This is a genomic window from Massilia eburnea, from assembly GCF_009720745.1.
GTDB lineage: Bacteria > Pseudomonadota > Gammaproteobacteria > Burkholderiales > Burkholderiaceae_D > Rugamonas > Rugamonas eburnea.
Window position 1 is genome coordinate 1 of record NZ_WNKX01000032.1, and the last position, 19,587, is coordinate 19,587.

Annotated in this window: 21 protein-coding genes; 5 read left to right on the plus strand and 16 right to left on the minus strand. The window is 62.6% G+C overall.

The annotated features are described in order from the left end of the window. Positions 1-152: 152 nt before the first annotated feature. Positions 153-1,658, minus strand: a complete 1,506-nt coding sequence (locus tag GM658_RS25715; protein WP_155456926.1) for a peptide MFS transporter — start codon at positions 1,656-1,658, stop codon at positions 153-155. Positions 1,659-1,840: 182 nt separating this feature from the next. Here GM658_RS25715 and ppnN point away from each other — a divergent pair, with 182 nt between their 5' ends. Then, a complete protein-coding gene (gene ppnN / locus GM658_RS25720) occupies positions 1,841-3,211 on the plus strand; it encodes a nucleotide 5'-monophosphate nucleosidase PpnN (protein WP_155456927.1) in 1,371 nt (456 codons plus the stop codon). Here the strand turns inward: ppnN and GM658_RS25725 are convergent, their stop codons facing one another. The 10 genes from GM658_RS25725 to GM658_RS25770 form a co-directional block, all read right to left on the minus strand. Then, complete coding sequence (locus GM658_RS25725) at positions 3,212-3,751, minus strand: hypothetical protein (protein ID WP_170298979.1); 540 nt, start codon at positions 3,749-3,751, stop codon at positions 3,212-3,214. A 105-nt stretch (positions 3,752-3,856) separates the two neighbouring features. Further along, positions 3,857-5,395 carry a lysine--tRNA ligase gene (gene lysS / locus GM658_RS25730; RefSeq protein WP_155456929.1) on the minus strand — a complete coding sequence of 513 codons (1,539 nt, stop codon included), beginning with the start codon at positions 5,393-5,395 and terminating at the stop codon, positions 3,857-3,859. A 4-nt stretch (positions 5,396-5,399) separates the two neighbouring features. Continuing rightward, positions 5,400-6,062, minus strand: a complete 663-nt coding sequence (locus GM658_RS25735) for an HAD family hydrolase (protein WP_155456930.1) — start codon at positions 6,060-6,062, stop codon at positions 5,400-5,402. Between the two features lie 3 nt (positions 6,063-6,065). Beyond that, a protein-coding gene (gene prfB / locus GM658_RS25740; RefSeq protein WP_155456931.1) for a peptide chain release factor 2 occupies positions 6,066-7,170 on the minus strand; the annotation gives its coding sequence in 2 pieces (ribosomal slippage) (positions 6,066-7,088 and positions 7,090-7,170; 1,104 coding nt in all). A gap of 69 nt (positions 7,171-7,239) precedes the next feature. Further along, positions 7,240-7,626 carry a DUF6916 family protein gene (locus tag GM658_RS25745; protein ID WP_155456932.1) on the minus strand — a complete coding sequence of 129 codons (387 nt, stop codon included), beginning with the start codon at positions 7,624-7,626 and terminating at the stop codon, positions 7,240-7,242. Between the two features lie 3 nt (positions 7,627-7,629). Continuing rightward, entirely contained in the window at positions 7,630-8,106 is a 477-nt protein-coding gene (locus tag GM658_RS25750) for a GNAT family N-acetyltransferase (RefSeq protein WP_155456933.1), read from the minus strand. Between the two features lie 6 nt (positions 8,107-8,112). Continuing rightward, positions 8,113-8,634, minus strand: a complete 522-nt coding sequence (locus tag GM658_RS25755) for a phage tail protein (RefSeq protein WP_155456934.1) — start codon at positions 8,632-8,634, stop codon at positions 8,113-8,115. 14 nt (positions 8,635-8,648) lie between these two features. Then, positions 8,649-9,185 carry a phage tail protein gene (locus tag GM658_RS25760; RefSeq protein ID WP_155456935.1) on the minus strand — a complete coding sequence of 179 codons (537 nt, stop codon included), beginning with the start codon at positions 9,183-9,185 and terminating at the stop codon, positions 8,649-8,651. A 17-nt stretch (positions 9,186-9,202) separates the two neighbouring features. After that, on the minus strand, positions 9,203-9,712 hold the full coding sequence (locus GM658_RS25765) for a phage tail protein (RefSeq protein ID WP_155456936.1): 510 nt from the start codon (positions 9,710-9,712) through the stop codon (positions 9,203-9,205). A 66-nt stretch (positions 9,713-9,778) separates the two neighbouring features. After that, positions 9,779-10,402, minus strand: coding sequence for a DUF642 domain-containing protein (locus GM658_RS25770; RefSeq protein WP_170298980.1), 624 nt, complete (start codon positions 10,400-10,402; stop codon positions 9,779-9,781). Between the two features lie 231 nt (positions 10,403-10,633). Between GM658_RS25770 and GM658_RS25775 the strand changes: the two genes are divergently transcribed. Then, positions 10,634-12,634: a bifunctional 2',3'-cyclic-nucleotide 2'-phosphodiesterase/3'-nucleotidase gene (locus tag GM658_RS25775; RefSeq protein WP_155456937.1), complete on the plus strand. Its 2,001-nt coding sequence runs from the start codon at positions 10,634-10,636 to the stop codon at positions 12,632-12,634. Here the strand turns inward: GM658_RS25775 and GM658_RS25780 are convergent. From GM658_RS25780 to GM658_RS25790, 3 genes are read right to left on the minus strand one after another with little or no spacing between them, the layout of a single operon-like run. Beyond that, entirely contained in the window at positions 12,597-12,917 is a 321-nt protein-coding gene (locus GM658_RS25780; RefSeq protein ID WP_155456938.1) for a DUF2288 domain-containing protein, read from the minus strand. The two genes, GM658_RS25775 and GM658_RS25780, sit on opposite strands and share 38 nt — an antisense overlap. A gap of 10 nt (positions 12,918-12,927) precedes the next feature. Next, entirely contained in the window at positions 12,928-13,611 is a 684-nt protein-coding gene (locus GM658_RS25785; RefSeq protein WP_155456939.1) for an RES family NAD+ phosphorylase, read from the minus strand. Beyond that, the gene (locus GM658_RS25790) at positions 13,612-14,049 is read right to left on the minus strand and encodes an MbcA/ParS/Xre antitoxin family protein (protein ID WP_155456940.1); all 438 of its coding nucleotides are present in this window, start codon (positions 14,047-14,049) and stop codon (positions 13,612-13,614) included. Between the two features lie 101 nt (positions 14,050-14,150). Here GM658_RS25790 and GM658_RS25795 point away from each other — a divergent pair, with 101 nt between their 5' ends. From GM658_RS25795 to GM658_RS25805, 3 genes are read left to right on the plus strand one after another with little or no spacing between them, the layout of a single operon-like run. Next, positions 14,151-15,608 carry a type VI secretion system baseplate subunit TssF gene (locus GM658_RS25795; protein WP_155456941.1) on the plus strand — a complete coding sequence of 486 codons (1,458 nt, stop codon included), beginning with the start codon at positions 14,151-14,153 and terminating at the stop codon, positions 15,606-15,608. Beyond that, positions 15,572-16,381, plus strand: a complete 810-nt coding sequence (locus tag GM658_RS25800) for a type VI secretion system baseplate subunit TssG (protein ID WP_170298981.1) — start codon at positions 15,572-15,574, stop codon at positions 16,379-16,381. Before GM658_RS25795 ends, GM658_RS25800 begins: the two co-directional genes overlap by 37 nt. A gap of 30 nt (positions 16,382-16,411) precedes the next feature. Then, positions 16,412-16,861 carry a YybH family protein gene (locus GM658_RS25805; protein WP_155456943.1) on the plus strand — a complete coding sequence of 150 codons (450 nt, stop codon included), beginning with the start codon at positions 16,412-16,414 and terminating at the stop codon, positions 16,859-16,861. On the opposite strand, the gene recJ is transcribed toward GM658_RS25805, so the two are convergent. Next, the gene (gene recJ / locus GM658_RS25810) at positions 16,862-18,556 is read right to left on the minus strand and encodes a single-stranded-DNA-specific exonuclease RecJ (RefSeq protein WP_155456944.1); all 1,695 of its coding nucleotides are present in this window, start codon (positions 18,554-18,556) and stop codon (positions 16,862-16,864) included. Continuing rightward, the gene (locus GM658_RS25815; RefSeq protein WP_155456945.1) at positions 18,553-19,557 is read right to left on the minus strand and encodes a hypothetical protein; all 1,005 of its coding nucleotides are present in this window, start codon (positions 19,555-19,557) and stop codon (positions 18,553-18,555) included. The genes recJ and GM658_RS25815 overlap by 4 nt, the downstream gene beginning before the upstream one ends. Between the last annotated feature and the right edge of the window lie 30 nt (positions 19,558-19,587).

Consider the following 19,587-nt stretch of genomic DNA (forward strand, 5'->3'; position numbering starts at 1 on the left):
TGGCTTATCGAAGATGGCTGTGGCGGGCGCCATCATGCGTAAGCTAGTGCATCTGGTTTACGGAGTCGTAAAGTCAGGCAAGCCCTTTGACCCAAATTTCCTGGGTAACGGGCTTGCTATTCAAGACGGTATCTGACCCCGACTTTCTATTGTTACTTCACGCCGTGCATCAGTTTCTGGATGAATGGCGCGAGGATGAACAGCAGTACGCCGCCCACCATCAGGATCCAGAAGCCTTGGGTGTAGCCTTCCAGCGCGGACTGCACCGACAGGCCTTTTTCACCGGACATCATCGCAGCCACGATGCCGGACAGGTTGTTGCCGATACCGGTGGACAGGAACCAGCCGCCCATGCCCATGCCTACCAGGCGGGTTGGCGCCAGCTTGGTCACCATCGACAGGCCGATCGGAGACAGGCACAGCTCACCGATGGACTGGATGACGTAGACCATGAACAGGGTCCAGAACGGGATCTTGCCGTGGGAATCAACCAGCTGGGTCAGCGCGTACATCAGCAGCAGGAAGGCGAAGCCGTTGCCCAGGATGCCCAGGCCGAACTTGCGTGGGATCGATGGGTTCTTGTTGCGGCGGCCCAGCCACACCCAGATCGCAGCGATGATCGGTGCGCAGGTGATAACGGCGATGGAATTCACCGACTGGAACCATGCGGTCGGGAAGATCCAGCCGCCAAAGTCGCGGTTGACGATATTCTCGGCCAGGAAGGTGAAGGAGCTGCCTGCCTGTTCGAAGAAGCACCAGAACATGATGTTGAAGGCGAAGATGATCATCATGGCGATCACCTTGTCGCGGGCCACAGGGCCGTTGCGCACGCCTTCCACGACCAGCATCACTGCCAGGACCAGGAACAGTACGGTCAGCACGCCCTGCAGGGCGGCAGCGCCAACGACCAGCAGCGCATACATGACTGGAATGACGCACAGTGCGCCCAGCACGACGTACAGGATGCGCTTTGGATCCTTGTTCTCTTCGGTCGGGGCGCCAATGCCTTTCAGGGTGGCGCGGCCGATGTAGAACCAGACCAGGGAAATCAGCATGCCGACGCCGGCGGAAATGAACACAACCTTGTACGCAGGCGTATCGCCGGTGTTGAAGACTTTCTGCGCCAGGGTCTGGGTGATCAGCGGTGCGAAGAAGGCGCCGATGTTGATGCCCATGTAGAAGATGGTGAAGCCGGAGTCGCGACGCGTATCAGCGACAGAATAGAGCTTGCCGACCATGGTCGAAATATTCGGCTTGAACAGGCCGTTACCTGCAATGACCGTCGCAAGACCGAGCTTGAAGATATCGGGGTTCGGCATGGCGATCATGAACAGGCCGGCAGCCATGAAGGCCGCGCCAACCAGGATGGAGCGCTGGTAGCCCAGCACGCGGTCGGCCACGTAGCCGCCGAACAGCGCGCCTGCGTAGACCAGGGCCAGGTAGGAGCCGTAGATCAGGTTTGCCTGCGCTTCACCGGCGGAGTCACCGTTGTAGAACTGCGCAACGACGTACAGGGTCAACGCCCAGCGAATGCCGTAGAACGCGAAGCGCTCCCAGAATTCGCTCATAAACAGCATCCACAGGGGCGCTGGGTGGCCCATGATCTGCTTGAATTCAGGAGGCTGGACCTCGATGGTTGGATTGCTTGCACCGCTCATGCGGCTTCTCCCGGTCGAAAAAAAGCGCATTTTAATCTACCCCGCACAGATCAAGGGCAATTTCGCGTGCTGCAAAGCAGCAATGTGGTATGTTTGCCAAGCTTGCGTCTGTGAATCGGCACAGCATGGGCGTATATTGGAAGTGCAGTCCCCGAAAAGTTAAATAAAAGGATTTATGTATCATGGACAGCAACGTTGTCGATACTCTCATCGCTCCGGAGGGCAGGCTGGAAGTCCTGTCCAAGGCGGAGGTGGTGCAATTGCTGGACTCCGGCAAGGGCGGCCTCTATAACATCTTCCGCAACTGCGCCCTGGCGGTGCTGAATTGCGGCAGCACGATCGACGATGGAAAGGAATTGCTGGATCGTTTCAAGTCGTTTGACATCAACATCCTGCAGCGTGAACGCGGGATCAAGCTGGAAATCAAAGGGGCGCCCGCCATCGCTTTCGTCGACGGCAAAATGATCAAGGGGATCCACGAGCACCTGTTTGCGGTGCTGCGCGATATCGTATTCGTCAATAACGAAGTTTCCGGGAACCCGAAGTTCGACCTGGCCCGCAGCGAAGGCATCACCGATGCGGTGTTTCATATCCTGCGCAATGCGAATGTGCTGAAGCCGCAGCTCAACCCGAACATGGTGGTGTGCTGGGGCGGCCATTCGATCAACCGCGCTGAATATAACTACTCGAAGGAAGTGGGCTACCAGCTTGGCCTGCGCGGGCTGGATATCTGCACTGGCTGCGGCCCCGGCGCGATGAAGGGGCCAATGAAGGGGGCGACGATCGGCCACGCCAAGCAGCGCTTTACCGGCGGGCGTTACCTGGGCATTACGGAGCCGGGCATCATCGCCGCGGAATCGCCTAATCCGATCGTGAACGACCTAGTCATCATGCCGGATATTGAAAAGCGGCTGGAAGCTTTCGTGCGCGTGGGCCACGGCATCTGCGTGTTCCCCGGCGGCGCGGGCACGGCGGAGGAGATCCTGTACATCCTCGGCATCCTGCTGCATCCGGATAATGCGGAGATTCCCTTCCCGCTGATCTTCACCGGGCCGGAAACGGCGCGCGAGTACTTCGTGCAGATTAATGAATTCATCGGCTTGACGCTGGGTCCTGAGGCGCAGAAGCGGTACAAGATCATCGTCGATGATCCGGAACTGGTGGCGCAGGAAATGCAGGAAGGGATCAAGCAGGTGCGCGAGTACCGCAAGTCGCGTTCGGATGCCTATTACTTCAACTGGGCGCTGAAGATCGACGACGAGTTCCAGCGTCCATTTGCGCCGACGCATGAGAACATGCGCAACCTGAGCCTGCACAAGAACCAGCCGGTGCATGTGCTGGCTGCCAACCTGCGCCGCGCTTTCTCGGGCGTGGTGGCGGGCAATGTGAAGGAAGAGGGCATCCGTACCATCGAGAAGTACGGCCACTTCGAAATCCACGGCGACAAGGAAATCATGGGGCCGATGGATGCGCTGCTGGCGTCCTTCGTTGCGCAAAGCCGGATGAAGCTGGCGGGCAAGGCTTACACGCCTTGCTACCGGGTGATCCAGTAATCAGCGTTTGCCTCGCTCGGGCGCCGCCTCACGGCGCTCGAGCAGTTTCCTGATTTCGCGCATTTCGTCGCGTAATTCAGCGCTGTCCTTGTGGAGTTCTGCGCTGTCGCGGCGCTGGCGGGCGTCCATTTCTGCGAATTTGGTCTTGAGCTCGCCAATATCCCTCTCCACCGTGGCGCGCCAGCGGGTGCTGCCGTCGCCTGCCTGGAAAGCGGCTGTCATCCCGGAAATTAACGAGGAATTGATGGCTCCGACGCCAAAAATGACGCTGAGGGCGACACTCAGGCCGGTAATAATGATGGTCGTATTCATTTTCCGCATGTGCGCCTCGAGCGAATCCATACGGCGGGAATGCTCGTCGAGCCGCGCGTTCTGGGCGTCAATGCGTGCGGAGAGCGCGGCGATCATGCCTTTCAGTTCGGCTACCGCGGTTTCAATCATGCCCCTGAGTTCGGCATGCATGCTGGCAACCTGGACTTCGAGACGCGTGACGCGCTCGCCAAGTGATGGCTCAAATTCCTGCGGATTCGCGGAGTTCATGAGCCATATGATGCGCCGCGCTTGCAGGAACTTCAAGCAAGCGCGGGCGTAGTAGAAAAAAGGGGTACGTCCCCTTTTTAGAAAAAGGGGACGTACCCCTTTTTATCAGTCTTCTTTGCGCAGGTGCGGGAACAGCAGGACGTCGCGGATGTTGGGCGAGTCGGTCAGCAGCATCATCAGGCGGTCGATGCCGATGCCGCAGCCGCCGGCTGGCGGCATGCCGTATTCCAGCGCGCGGATGAAGTCTGCGTCGTAGTACATCGCTTCGTCGTCGCCGGCTTCCTTGGCCTTCATCTGGGCCAGGAAACGGGCCGACTGGTCTTCGGCGTCGTTCAGCTCCGAGAAGCCGTTGGCGATTTCACGGCCAACCATGAACAGCTCGAAGCGCTCGGTGATGCCTTCGCGGGTGTCGGAAGCGCGGGCCAGCGGCGACACTTCGATCGGGTAGTCGATGATGAAGGTCGGTTCCCACAGCTGCGCTTCGGCGGTTTCTTCGAACAGGGCCAGTTGCAGCGCGCCCAGGCCGGAGGTGGCAAAAGGCTTCACGCCGAACTTCAGCAGCTCGGCCTTCAGGAAGTCCATGTCGTTCAGCTGCGCTTCGGTGTAGTGCGGAGCGTACTTGTTGATGGCGCCGCAGATGGTCAGGCGCTGGAATGGCTTGGACAGGTCCAGTTCACGGCCGCCGTAGGTCAGCACCGCAGTGCCCTTGGCGTCGATCGCTGCCTGGCGGATCACTTCTTCGGTGAAGTTCATGATCCACTGGTAATCGGTGTAGGCCGCGTAGAACTCCATCATCGTGAATTCAGGGTTGTGACGGACCGACACGCCTTCGTTGCGGAAGTTGCGGTTGATCTCGAATACGCGGTCAAAGCCGCCCACCACCAGGCGCTTCAGGTACAGTTCAGGCGCGATACGCATGTACATCTGCATGTCCAGCGCGTTGTGGTGGGTGATGAAAGGCTTGGCCGATGCGCCGCCGGGGATCGGGTGCAGCATCGGCGTTTCGACTTCCATGAAATCGTTCTTTTCCATGAAGCGGCGGATCGAGGAGATCGCAGCGGTACGCGCCTTGAAGGTACGGCGGGTCTCTTCGCTGGTGATCAGGTCGACGTAGCGCTGGCGGTACTTGGTTTCCTGGTCGGCCAGGCCGTGGAACTTGTCCGGCAGCGGGCGCAGGGCCTTGGTGATCAGGCGCACTTCGCTGACCTTGATGGTCAGTTCGTCGGTCTTGGTCTTGAACAGGGTGCCGGTCACGCCCAGGATGTCGCCCAGGTCCCAGCTGCGGAAGGCTTCCATCGCTTCCTCGCCGGTGGTGTCCACGGTGACGTAGATCTGGATGCGGCCATCGGCCTTCTGGCCCGAGGAATCCTGCAGGGTGGCGAATGCGGCTTTCTTGCCGGCTTCGCGGCGCAGCATCATGCGGCCGGCCAGGACTACGGAAACAGGGGCGGCTTCCAGTTCTTCGCGGGTTTTCTCGCCATACTGCAGGTGCAGGTCGGCAGCCTTGTGCTGCGGACGGAAGTCGTTAGGGAAGGCGACGCTCTGTTTCTCGCGGATGGCGGCCAGCTTGGCGCGGCGCTCGGCGATGATCTTGTTGTCGTCCTGGCCTGGCGCCTGGTCTTGCACTTGGTTTTCCGTAGTCATGGTTTTAAAGGTTTGTCAGTGTATTGATATCGATTTCGCTGAAGTCGCGTGCAATGCAAATCACATTGTCGAAAGTCTTAAACGCTTCAGCAGGCAAAGTGGTTGTCAGGACGACGCAGCGCATGCCGGCTCGGCGCGCCGCTTCCACGCCCAGGGGCGCGTCCTCGAACACGACGCATCGCGCCGGATCGGCGCCGCAGCGTTCGGCCGCCAGCAGGAACACGTCCGGTTCCGGCTTGCCGCGCTTGACGTCGGCTGCGCCGACGACGGTGTCGAACAGTTCGCGCACGCCCAGGCCGTCCAGCGTGAAGTCCACGTTGCTTTGCGGGGCGGCGGTGCCGACTGCCAGGCGGATGCCGGCAGCCCGCGCTGCACTCACCAGGGCGCTGAAGCCTTCCACGGCGCGCAGGTGCGGGGCGTAGATCTCGCGGTACAGCGTTTCCTTCTCGTCGATCAAGCCGGTCACGTGATCATGCGGCAGGCCCTGGCCGAGGTACTGGCCGATGATTTCGTGCCCGGTGCGGCCGGCGGTGGCGGCAAAAAATGCCGCTTCGTCGACAGCATGGCCGCGGCGGCTGAAAAATTCCAGCCATGAGCGGGTATGGAACCCCATGTTGTCGACGATGGTGCCGTCCATGTCGAAGATGAAGGCGCGCTGCTGCGTCATCTCTTAGATGCCTTGCTTCAGCGATGCGGAGATGAAGTCGTCCAGGTCGCCGTCCAGCACCTTGCCGGTGTTGCCGGTCTCGAAGCCCGTGCGCAAGTCCTTGATACGGGACTGGTCCAGCACGTAGGAACGGATCTGGTGGCCCCAGCCGACGTCGGTCTTGGAGTCTTCCAGCGACTGCTGCTCGCTCATGCGCTTGCGCAGTTCGAGTTCGTACAGCTTGGCCTTCAGCATGTCCATCGCTTCGGCTTTGTTGCGATGCTGCGAGCGGTCGTTCTGGCACTGCACCACGATACCGGACGGGCCGTGGGTGATACGCACCGCGGAGTCGGTCTTGTTGATGTGCTGGCCACCGGCGCCGGATGCGCGGTAGGTGTCGATGCGCAGGTCGGCAGGGTTGATCTCGATCTCGATCGAGTCATCCACTTCCGGGTACACGAACAGCGACACGAAGGAGGTGTGGCGGCCGCCGGCCGAGTCGAACGGCGACTTGCGCACCAGGCGGTGCACGCCGGTTTCGGTACGCAGGTGGCCGTAGGCGTATTCGCCTTCGACCTTCAGGGTCGCGGTCTTGATGCCGGCAACTTCGCCCTCGGATTCTTCCAGTACTTCGGCCTTGAAGCCTTTGCGGTCGCAATAGCGCAGGTACTGGCGCAGCAGCATGGAGGCCCAGTCCTGGGCTTCGGTGCCGCCGGCGCCGGCCTGGATGTCGATGAAGCAGTTGTTCGGGTCCATCGGGTTGCTGAACATACGGCGGAATTCCATGGTCTCGATGACCTTCTGGATTTCGGCGGTATCGGCGAGCACGGCTTCCAGCGTGTCGTCGTCATTCTCTTCCTTGCCCATGTCGAACAGTTCGCCCATGTCGCGCAGGTCCGATTCGGCCTTCTGCAAAGTCAGGACGACGCCTTCAAGGGATTTCTTTTCGCGGCCCATGTCCTGGGCTTTTTTCGGGTCATTCCAAACGGCCGGATCTTCCAGTTCGGCGTTCAGTTGTTCCAGTTTCTCGGACTTCTTATCGAAGTCAAAGATACCTCCGAAGTTCGGCTTCGCGGGTGGTCAGGTCCGCGAGCAGTTTGGCGAGGGAATTGATGCGTTCAGCTTCCATGGTTTTCAGGTCTGATAGTTATTAAATCGAACCTGAAATTATACCTCAGAGGCCGACGCCCCGGGCGAGTTACACCAGCAGGCTGAATTCGGCGCGGTAGAGGGAGTCGCCAGTGGCGCCTTTTGCGGCGCCGGCAGACTCGAGGTAGACCTGCATGCGTCCGGCGACGGTGTTGTCGATTTCATAAATCCCCGATGCCAGTGCCGGCTCGCCGGAAAATACGAGCGTGAATTGTTCGTGGTGCGGCGCCGCTTTTCCGGGACGTAGCGCGACCAGGTCGAGCGTCGTCCCGCGCTTGCCCTGGAAGGCGAGGAATTGCTGGCCAACCAGGTCGCGGAAACCCGCCATGCGCAGGCCCGAGGCCGCTGGGGGCGGCGCCGCCAGCGATGCTGCGCGGGCCAAGGCCGGTGCGCCGATCAGGCTGCCGGCCGCCAGGATGAAGTTGCGACGTTCCATGACTTATTCCTTTAACAAGGTTGGTTGCCATTCCATGGACAGGTAAATACCTTCCACGACACCGGGCTCGAAACCGAAACGCCGATACAGGCCGGCCGCGGGATTGCCTTGCAATACGTGCAAGCGCAGGGGCAGGCCTGCGTTCGTGCATTCCTCCTGCAACCCGGCCAGCAAGGTGCTGCCGATGTGTTGGCTGCGGAATTCTGGCAGCAGGCTGATGTCGACCAGGCGCAGTTCATCCTGGCCGCGTGCCACGTACATGCGTCCGGCCGGGACCCCGTCCGCCAGAACGATGCTTTCTTCCATGGCGGGAAAGCGATGCCGGTAGTCTCTTAGCTGCGCCTCGAATTGCATGCGTACCATTATCGCGCTGATGTCGTGATCGAGTAGCAGCAAGTCCTGGCGCGTGCTGGCAAGCAGCGCCAGCAGGAAAGACTGGTCGCCGGCGTCGACAGGGCGCAAGGTCGGTTTGCCGCTCATGGTCAATCAGTTACGGGGTGGGAAAGTGCCGTTCAGGGCGATGATGAAGTTCACCACCAGGTAAGGCTGCATATTGTTGTGGGCGCTGCCGCCCCCCGTCGTACCAAGCTGGCCGGTGGGCGATGGCGCTATGCCCGCGGCATCATGGTAAGGCGCGCTCAGGGTGATCGGCTTGGCCAGCAAGGCATTGGCCGGCGACTGCACCGATGCCGAGGTATTGGATGCCGCCATGCCGTGGTTATGCGACGGCATCTGCTGCAAGGTCAGGCTCACGGCCTCCTCACCGCCTTGTTCGCCGAGGTCGCGCGGCGTCAGGCCAGGGCCGCTGCCGGCGTGCATCGGCATGCGCTGGCGCAGGTCCGGCAAGCCGAAAGTGGTGACGCCATTGCCGCCATAAGTGGTGCCGAGGATGGAGAACAGGGCCGTGTTCTGGGCAATCGGAATCAGCTGGCCGTTGCACAAAGCCCAGCCAGCCGGCGCGAAATTTCCACCGAACATACGGATTTCGCCAATATAACGCTCTGCCATGTTGGGCTCCTGGACTAACTCTGGGTAGGGAAGATGCCTTCCAGGGCGATGATGAAGCTGACAGCCAGGAAGGGGGCCATATTGTCGTGGGGCTGGTTGCCACCGGTGGCCTGGATCGCCTGGGGCGCCATGGCGACGGTGCTGGAGCCGGCCGGGGCATACAACTTTGGCTTGGCCGGCGCCGCCGGCACGTAGGCGCCGGGCCCGGTCAGGTTGATGCCGGTGCCAGTCGGCGGTGGCGGGGTGGTGCTGGCGCCAGCAGAGTGGTTATGCGCGGGGAGCTGGCCGGTAGTCAGCGTCACGCTTTCCACGCCCGCGCGCTGGCCGATAACGTAGTTGTTGCCGCCTTGGGAACCCTGGTGCACCGGCACGCGCCCGCGCAGGTCCGGCAGCGCAAAAGTGGCTTGCCCGTCGCCGCCATAGGTGGTGCCAAGCAGCGCAAAGAGCGCGTCGTTCTGCGCAATGGCCAACAGTGCGCCATCGCAGAATGCCCAGCCTCGTGGCGGAAAATTACCTGCGAACAGGCGAATTTCGCCGATAAAGTTGTCCATACGCCGGTTCCTTTACTTCAGTTCTGCGAAGGGAAAATACCCTGCAGCGCGATGATGAAATTGATGGTCAGGTAAGGTTGCATGTTCTCGTGCGGCTGGCCACCGCCGGAGTTTCCGACCGTGTTTGGCGCCAGCGTGGCGCTGCCATCCAGCGGCGCGTAATAGTTCACTGCGCCGGATTCGACATTGCCCAGCACCCGCCCGGTCGGGTCGGCCTGATGGCTGGCCACGGTGGAAATGCCAAGGGTGTGCGTATGCGGCGGCATTTCGTTGGCAGTGAGCATGTGGCTGGCTTCACCGCCCTGCTGCCCAAGGTTGAAAAGCGCGCCCACATGCGCCGGCACGCGGCCGCGCAAGTCGGGCAGGGCGAAGGTGGTCTGCCCATTGCCGCCATAGGTGGTGCCGAGCAGGGCAAACAGGGCCTGGTTCTGGTTGATCGGGAGGATCTGGCCATTGCACAGCGCCCAGCCTTTCGGCGGGAAGTTAAATCCCGTCATCCGGATTTCGGCGAGATACGGTTCGGACATGCTGCCTCCTTGCAGGTGCATGCGCCCCTGCCGGGGCGTTGCGGCTATTAGGTGGGAAGGGGTGGTTCAGGAGCGGAAGCTGCGGCGGCGGCTCATGCCCAGCGCGGCAAGCCCGCCGGCCAGCAGCGCCAGCGAGGCTGGTTCCGGCACGCCTGGCGTACCCGGATCGCCGGGGCCGCGCAGGAATTCCAGGCTGATGTTGTCCAGCTGATTCCAGTAGATTGGGTCGTTGTTGAAGTTGCCGAATGCGAGCACCGTGCTGTTGGTGAGGGCGGTGACGGTGATGGTCTTGGTGAGCCAGTCGCCGGTCAGGTTGGTTTCGTCAAAAACGGTGACGCCTCCGAACTTCACCTGCGCCTCGTTGTCCGGATTGAATTGTGGGTCGGTGGTCCAGCGCTGCAGGTCGAACGTCAGCTGGTAGGTGGCGCCGGCGATCGTCGCGATGGTCTGGCTGAGAAAGCCAAGCTGGGTGGTATTCAAGTCGCCGAAGACGTGATTATTGGCGTCTGCCAGCGGAGAAGCCGTCACGTCGGTGCCAAAGGCTTGCTGGCCGCCGCCAGGGCTGGTCAGCGTCCACATGCTGTAATCGGCGGTGTTTTCAAAGTCGCCATTGGTGACCAGGTTGGGGCCTGCATGCGCGATAGCGGCCGAAAGAAGCAGAATGGATGTCAGTGCGCCGCGAATTTTCATGTTCATTTCCTTTGGCGGATGGCTGAAAAGATTGATTGGGATCATACTTCTCGATGTTGACAATCAAACATTTATTTCAGGCAACGTGGCACAATTGCAAAGATTCCATATAACTTTGCTAGTCACTTCGCGGCGGTTTAGAGTGCAAACTGCGGTTCTTCGAATTGCAAGATCCGTGAAAATGGCGTCTGACAAATATTCATCAGTAAATTTCATTCAAGAAGGCGATTGATGCGCTTCTCATATTTAGTTCCCGCGGCCGCCATCCTGGCTGCGTGCGGAAGCATTCCCAGCAAATTGCCGCAAGGGGCTCGTGCCTCGCTGGCGATCATCGAAACCACGGACTTGCACGCCAATGTGCTGAGCTATGACTACTACAAACTGGCGCCGGACGCCTCGCTTGGGCTGGAACGCACTGCGACCCTGATTCGCCAGGCGCGCAAGGATTTCCCGGATTCGCTGTTGCTCGATAACGGCGACACCATCCAGGGCACGGCATTGGGCGACTACCAGGCGCTGGTGGCGCCGGTCGGCTGCGGCCAGCCGCTGGCCATTTACAAAGCCATGAATGCCTTGGGCTACGACGGCGGCTCGGTGGGCAATCACGATTTCAACTGGGGCCTGGAATTCCTGGGGCAGGTGACGGCAACGAGTCCGCAGCACTGCGCCGGACCTGCGTTCCCGATCGTGCTGGCGAACGTGGTGGACGCGCATTCCGGCAAGCCGTTGTTTGCGCCATACCGCATCATCGACACGCACGTGACGGCAACCGGGCCGGATGGCAAGGCTGTGGCGGCAACGGTCAAGGTTGGGATCATTGGCTTCACCACTCCGGCCATCATGGGCTGGGACAAACGCTGGCTGGAAGGCCGTGTACGCACCGAGGGCTGGCGCGAGACCGCGCAGCGCTACATTCCCGAGATGCGGGCAAAGGGCGCTGAAGTCATCGTCGCCATTTCGCACGGCGGGCTGGATGGTGCGCAGTATGCGCCTTCGATGGAAAACGGCAGCTGGCACCTGGCCCAGGTACCTGGCATCGATGCGCTCTTGCTGGGGCACTCGCACGAGGTGTTCCCGAACGCCGCCAGCAAATCGGCGGGCTTCAACCTGCCCGATGTCGACAAGGCGCGCGGTACGGTGCACGGCGTGCCGACCGTGATGGCCGGCCTGTGGGGCAAGCAGATTGGTGTCATCCAGCTGGCGCTCCACCACGACGGCAAGCGCTGGGTGGCTGACTCGGGCGCGGCGCAGGTGGAAACGCGCAGCATCCAGCGCGCGGACCGCAGCTTTGTCGAGCCGGATCCGGAAATTGCGGCACTGGTAAAGTCAGAACATGAGGCGACTATCGCCTATGTGAAGACGCCGATCGGCGATACCGACTTCCGCATGTCCGCCTATTTCGCCGATGTTGGCGACGTTTCCGCGATCCAGGTCGTGAACCAGGCGCAGGCCGAGTATGTGCGCCGCTACGTGCAGGCCAACTTGCCGCAGTACGCTCAACTGCCGGTGCTGTCGGTCTCCGCACCGTTTAAGACCGGTGCGGCGGGAGTGGCGGATTACACCGATGTCGCCCCGGGCAACATGGCGCTGAACAACGCGGCCGACCTGTACCTGTACCCGAACGACTTGCACGCGGTGAAGGTCAACGGCGCGATACTGAAAGCCTGGCTGGAGCGCGCAGCCGGCCGCTTCAACACCATCGATCCCGCGCGCAGCGAGCCGCAGGAGCTGGTCAATACAGCCTTCCCGGGCTTCAATTTCGATATGCTGAGCGACCCGGATGTGCGCTACCAGGTCGATGTGACGCAAGCGCCAGGCCAGCGTGTCAAGGGACTTTCCTGGCGCGGCCAGCCGGTGCGGGCGGAGCAGGAATTCATCGTCGCGACCAACAACTACCGCGCCAGCGGTGGCGGCGGTTTCCCGGGGCTGGATGGCAGCAAGACCGTGTTCGCCTCGCCGGACAATAACCGCGCAGTGCTGATCGCGTATATCAAATCGGTGCGGCATCTGAACCGCGCCGCGAACGGCTCGGCGCACAGCTGGCGTTTTGCGCGGGTGCGGACCAAGGGGCCGGTGATATTCCATTCAGCGCCGGGCAAGCTGGCGCTGGCAAAGGATGCCGGCCTGGCCGGCATTTCAGTGGTCAAGGACGATGACGGGAGCGGAAAAGGCTATTCGCTGTATGCGATCGACCTCAATGAGGCTTCCGCTTCTCCTGCTGGACGAGAATGAATGGGCTGACGACGCTGGCCCACAGGTTGGCGTCGCTGGCGATCCATTCCTGGCATTGCTGGTCCGATACCTTGGCCAACTGGCCCGCTTCCATCCAGGCAGATATGCTGGCCTTGTCGTCGTGGGCGATGCGGACGGCGACGTCCACCAGGTCCAGTTCGTCGGCCACCCACACCACATTGCCCTGGGCGAAGTGCTTGAGCAGTTCGCTCCACGGGATGCGGGCGGTTTCGCGGTTTACTTTGGCGCGGAGTTCCGCGTCTTTTTCTGGTTTCAGCTGCATTTTCTGACTCTTAAATCGGTGGAATCTGCTCGACGATGGCCGCCGGCGAACCCCGCCATGTTAACCGATACGCCGGGCCTTTGCGAACATTGCCCACCAGCGCCGGGCGGAAGCAGGCGAGGTTGGTGCCGCCCGCGCGGCGCACGCTCGGGTAGATGATGCCGGTCGAGCCTTCGGCCAGGAGTTCGCGCGCCAGGCGCTGCGAAGCCACATAGCTGTCCGGGTCCAGGCAGCCGGCATATTCGGGTTGGCCGCAGATATCGTGGAACTGGGCGCTGAAGTCCGACAGCAAGGCCTGGTAGCTGACGCTGTCGTCGAAGCGGTCGATTTCGGCGTATTCCACGGTCTTGTGGAAGATCACTTCCGCCAGCGCCGTCTCATGCTCGAAAGCGCAGTACCAGGCGCCGCGCTGGCCGTCGTTGAAGCGGCTGCCTTGCGGGCGGGCGTAGGTGAAGGCGGCATTGATGCTGCGGTAGTTGGGCACGTAGTACACCAGTTCCTCGATGCCAATGCCCAGCGCGCCGCCATGTTCGGCGCGCAGCCGGGCATTGGTGGCGTTATCAAGTTCAAACAGCTGCTGCAGCTCGGCGTCGTTATCGGCGAGGGCAGCCAGCACGGAATCTTCTTTATCGACGAAGCGCGACGGGATCAGGCGTACGGTGTCGAATTGGCGCAGCAGGCGGAATGGCGGCAATTACAGGCCTCCGCGGCGAGCGTCGAGCAACTGGCGCACCGTTTGCATGGCGAGGATGCCGCCGGCTTCCATGTAGTCCAGCGGCGTGCGGCCGCCGAAAATGCTGTTGCGGTTGGCCAGGCTGACCCATTCGTCGGCCAGCTTGTCGCCGTAGATGATGTGCAGCGACTTGTAAATACCCAGCAGGTAGGAAATGCGCGTGATGCGGTCGACTTCCAGCACCCGGTCCGGGTGCTTTTTCCATTCGTAGAAGGCGCTGCTGGACAGGCCGCCCAGCAGTTCGCGGGCGTCGTCGTCGCGCAGTTTCCAGGCGGCGGCCAGCTTGAAAAAGCCCTTGAGGGCGGCTTGCGACAGGCGCTCGCGTTCTTCCTTGCGGCTCAGGTCAACTGTCTGCGGAATGGTGTATTCGCTGTTGGGGTAGGCAAAGGCGGGATTCATATATCCTCCGTTTATGGATTCTTTATACTCCACTTTCGAACTGATTGCAAGATTTGTGCGGAATCAAGGTCGAGCTTCCTGCCTGCTGGCAATATCGCACGATGGAGAAAATTCTTCCCGCACTGGAGGGGCAACTGAGGCGATTCCGGCGCCATGCGGCATGGCTGGCGGCGGCGCATCCCCGGCTGGCCCGTCAGCTGGGGCCGCCGGGCGCGCCGGATGCCCACGTTGACCGCCTGGTGCAGGGCGTCGCCATGATCCATGCCCGCACGGCGCTTTCGCTGGAGCGTGCACGCTGGCAGCAGGATGAGCAGTTGCTTGAATTGCACTTTCCTGAGCAGCTGCGTCCATTTCCCGATTGTGCGGTCGGGCCGGCCCGGGGCGCTGGTGATGGCGTCGCGATCCGGGGCGCCCGCTATTACCCCGGCCATATGGCGGCGATTGAGCTTGATATCGAATGCCGCGCTGCCGCCGGGGCCACGGCTGCCAGCATCTTTATCGACGGCGACGCCACCTTCAGCGCCGCCCTGCGCAGCGCCTTGCTTGCTGATGGCGCCGAACCGGGCGCCAGTTGCGGAGCCAGCGTCCGCCCGCTGGGCGCTGCCGATGCGCGAATCCTGGCCAGATGGCCGATCGCGCCGACCGGACTCGATCCGGACGAGGCGCTGCTTCCGCGTCCGCCAGGCGCACATGCCGGGCTGGCCCTGCTGCGCGAGTACTTCACTTTTCCTGCGCGCTTCAATGTGCTGCGGCTCGATCTTCAGCAGCTCGCAGGCGCTGGCAGCTGGACGCTGCGCTTGCCGGCGCCAGGCCCGGGTACGCCAGCTGCGCGGCTGCTTGAAACGCTGCGGCCCGGCCATTTGCGAGCGGGTTGGCGGGCCCAGGCAAAGCTGCGGCGCATGGCGGCGTCTCCCGTCCTGCTGGACGGACGGCAAAGTGAATACCTGCTGTCCGTTCCACCTGAGTGGGAGATATTCAGCATAGAGCGGATCCGGGTCGATGGCGCTGAGTGCCGGGACTGGACGGCGCGTTGCGTGGATGGCGCGCCTCCCGGCCACGAATGGCGCATTGCCTTCCACGCCGGCGCCGCGCGGCCCATTGGCGCGGTGGCATCAATCGAGGTCAATTGCTGCCGGCGCTCCTCGGTTCTCGGCAGGGTGGCGCGCGGCGCCGGGTGCCGCTGGCGCTTGAATTCCCTGCTTGCGCTGGAACAGGCTGCGCTCGATGCGTCCGCACTGCGCGAGCTGATGGCGACCCAGGCCGTCGCCAATTCGCCCGCCGCCCTGGCAATGATTGCAGCGGTGCGTTCGCTCGCGGCCTGTCCCGCATTGCTCCATCCTGGCCGCGCGGCGCCTTTACAGGGGACTGAGTTTCGCCTGGGCGTTGACGACGCAGCATTCGCCGGAAGCAGCGTGCAGCTTTTCGCCCAAGTGATGGACCGCTTTTTCGGTGAATGCGCGCACATCGATACATTTACCCGGCTGGTCCTGATGTCGGCTGGCACCAGGGAGGAGCTGATCCGATGCAAAGCGAGGAATGGCGCGATAGTCCTGGAGTGAGCGCGGCGAGCGCCCAGTGCTACAATTTCTTCCAGTTGGCGGGCCTGGTGGAGAGGCCCGCCTGGCGCAATGGCACGTCGCTGGCCTTTCCAGCCAGCGACATCTTTACGCTTGAGGGAAGCGCCGTCACTCCCGCTTGCATCGGTTTGCTCGGAATGGCCGGCGCGCTGCCGTACTGTTATTCGGAAGCGATCGCTCGCAATGGCGGAGCGGCCGCACGCGAATTCATGGACTTGCTGTCGGCGCCGGCCATTGATGCCTTCTGCACCGCCTGGCGCGAAGGGCGGCCCGGACCGGCCGCGCTGCCCGGCCTGCCGCCGCAGCGCGGCCCGCTGCGGGCACGGGCGCTGGGCGAGCGGCTATCGCTGGCGCTTGGTGTTCCCGTGCGGATCGAGCAATTTGCCGGGCATTGGGAAAGCCTGCCGTCTGCCCAGCAAAGCGCCCTTGGCAGCGGCAATGCCCGCTGCGGCACAGGCGCCTTGCTTGGCGAGCGTTTGTGGCGGCTCGATGGTTCGGTGCGGGTCCATATAGGCCCGCTGGACGGTTTGGCCTTGCAGTCTTTTCTCCCGGGAGGCCAGGGAGCCCTGGAGCTGGCATCCCGGTGGAGAAACGCCCGGGGCGACGGCAACCTGCTGGCGGAAGCACGCATCCATGTGCTGCCTGGTGCACGCGCTGGCATGAGGCTTGGCGCCGGCGCCTGCCTGGGACACGACGCGCTGCTGACGGTGCGCGAGGCAGGAGAAAGGGATGACTTGCGCTACCGGCTTTGCTAGGATGGGCCACCCAATCCAGGAGGAGACAAGATGAAAAAGATGGTCTTGCTGGCGCTGGCCGCCTCAATCGCATGCAGCGGCGCGTTCGCTGCCCCCAGCAACGCGGAATTGAAACAGCAAGTCGCCGACACCGAACGCGCTTTCGCAGCGACAATGGCAAAGCGCGATCACCCGGCCTTTGTCAGCTTCCTCTCGGATGAAGCGGTATTCTTCAACGGCCCCAACGTCTTGCGCGGCAAGGAAGCGGTGGCTGCGGAATGGAAGCGGCGTTACGAAAAGCCCGAAGCGCCGTTCAGCTGGGAGCCTGACCAAGTGGAAGTGCTGGATTCCGGCGCCCTGGCGCATTCCTCCGGACCGGTGCGCGACCCGCAAGGCAAGGTCATTGCCCGCTTCAACTCCATCTGGCGCCAGGAAGCGCCGGGCAAATGGCGCATCGTGTTCGACAAGGGTGAGCGCATCTGCGACTGCGCCAAGCAGTAGTCAGGCCGATTCGGCGTGCTCCACCAGGAGCTGGACGCGGGTAACGCCGTTGTATTCGTTTGCATCGAGCCGGAAGGCGACGCGTGCCCGTTCGCCCAGGGCATCGGTGTGGCCGAACCAGATCGCATCGTAACGGACGCCGTTCTTCTCCAGCATCAGCTTGAGGTGGCGGTCTTTCAGGATGCGCTGGCTAAGCACGCGGAATTCATCGCAGAACACCGGCGGGGCAAAGCCCTGGCCCCAGACCTGGCCATCGAGCAGTTCGATGAACTGGGTGGTGTAACAGTTTTCTTCGAGCGGGCCGTCGGTCTCGATCACGCGTTCCAGCTGCGATTCGCTCAGCCAGGCCTGGCCGATGGCTTCGAAGGCGGCGCAGAAGTGTTCAAAGGCTTCAGCGCGCAGGCTCAGGCCCGCCGCCATGGCGTGGCCGCCGAATTTGTCGATCACGCCGGGCGCTCGCTTGGAGACCAGGTCCAGCGCATCGCGCAGGTGGAAACCGGGAATCGAGCGCCCGGAACCTTTGATCATGCCATCGCCGGCAGGGGCGAATGTGATCGTGGGCCGATAGAAGCGTTCTTTCAGCCGCGAGGCCACGATCCCGATCACTCCCTGGTGCCAGCTGTCGTCGTAGACGCATATGGTGCTGCGGTCGGCGGGCTGGAAATCGTCCAGGTGCAGCAGGGCCGTGTCCTGCATCTCGGCCTCGATCTCGCGCCGTTTCAGGTTGATGTCGTTCAGTTGCTGCGCCAGTTCCCAGGCGCGCGTTTCATCGTCGGTAATCAGGCATTCGATCCCCAGCGACATATCCTCCAGGCGGCCGGCGGCGTTCAGGCGCGGACCGATGGAGTAACCCAGGTCGATAGGCGAGGCGTTGCGCGCAGAGCGCCCCGCGACGCGGAACAGGGCGGCTACGCCCGGATGCATGTCGCCCCGCCGCATACGCTTCAGGCCCTGCGCAACGAGGATACGGTTGTTCGGGTCGAGCTTGACCACGTCGGCGACGGTGCCAAGGGCCACCAGGTCGAGCAGGCGATCGAGCTTGGGCTGGGTCAGGGCGTCGAATACACCGCGGCGGCGCAATTCGGCGCGCAGGGCCAGCAGCACATAGAACACGACGCCCACGCCGGCCAGGTGCTTGGACGGGAAACCGCAGGCCGGCTGGTTGGGATTCACGATCACGCGCGCGTCGGGCAAGGCGTCGCCCGGCAAGTGGTGGTCGGTCACCACAACGTCGATGCCGCGCCGTTTCGCTTCTTCCACGCCTTCAATGCTGGCAATGCCGTTATCGACCGTGATGATGATGTCGGGATCCTTCTCGCGGGCGGTCAGTTGCACGATTTCCAGCGTCAGGCCATAACCGTATTCAAAACGGTTGGGAACGATGAAGTCGACGTTGGCGCCCATGGAACGCAGCCCGCGCAGGGCGGTGGCGCAGGCGGTGGCGCCGTCGCAGTCATAGTCGGCCACGATCACCATGCGCTTGCCGGCGGCGATCGAATCGGCCAGGAATTCGGCGGCGCGATCGATGTGCAGCAAGCCTGTTGGCACGATCAGGGCGGCGAGTTCGCTGGAGAGTTCCGCCGGACTGTTCAAGCCGCGTGCGGCAAACAGGCGGGCCAGGACAGGGTGAATGCCGCCCTGGCGCAGCTTTTCAGCTTCCTGCGGCGGGCAGTGACGGATGGCGATACGGGTCATTGCGAAAGATTTTTCAGGTTCTGTGCGCGCCAGAATTTGCGCAGGGCGGACTTGCTGGTGCGGATTTCGGTCCAGCCTTCGCGGCCGGTCAGGATCAAGGTCAGTTCTCCGGTGCTGCCATCGCGCAGGGCGGCCAGCAAGGGGGCGAACCAGTCGGCTTCCAGTTGCTGCATGGCGCCAAGCCAGGCGCCCCAGTCGTTGCCCGCGCCCATCGGGATCAGGTGGGGCAGGACCAGGGTTCCCGCTTCGCCGGGCGCAGCTTGCTTGCCTGGGGGGCCCAGGGCGGCCAGCCAGGAAGGCGGCGCGCCAGCAGGTCCGGCTGCGGGCCAGCTGGCGACGGCAATAGAATGAGTGCTGGCTGGCTGCGAAGCGGGGACGCTTGCGCCGCCCCACATCCAGAACGAGTTCACCGGCGCCAGGCCGTGGTACTGGCGAGCCTCATTGACGGGATGCTCATGCCACAGCATCTGGATCTCATTTTGCAGCTTCTTGAAGGCCAGGGCGGTAGCGCCCTCCGGCATCCAGTCGGCGAGGTTGCTGCCCATTGCCGCGTCGGGGGAAGCGGTATCGAGGTCACGCCAGCTATCGGCCCGCATAAACCACGTGTTGGCATCGCCCCAAACCAGTTCGTCGAAAAACGGCTTGGCCAGGTCGAACAGGACGCGTGCATCGGCTTCGTCCAGCAGGAGGCGGCGCGAATCGGCCAGCACCAGGTGGTTGCGCGCCAGCTGGATGTGGACCGGATGGACGATGAACCAGTAGCCTTGCGCCGGGGCCAGCCCGAACCCCTGCATCACGGCCGCGGCAAGGCCGCCCAGCTCGCGTTCCAGCCATGCTTCATGCGGCAGGAGGCGCCCGTCTTCGGCCGGGGAATGCTTTTTTAGCAAGCTGTTGCGCGACAGGAGAGCGGCCAGGGCCGGGGCCTGCAGGTTGCGTGAAAGTTCCGGAGCCAGTTCGGCGGGCGGCAAGGCGAAAGGGAGGACGACGGTTGTGGAAGCCATGCGGCATTGTAGTGGAATCTCTTTATATGG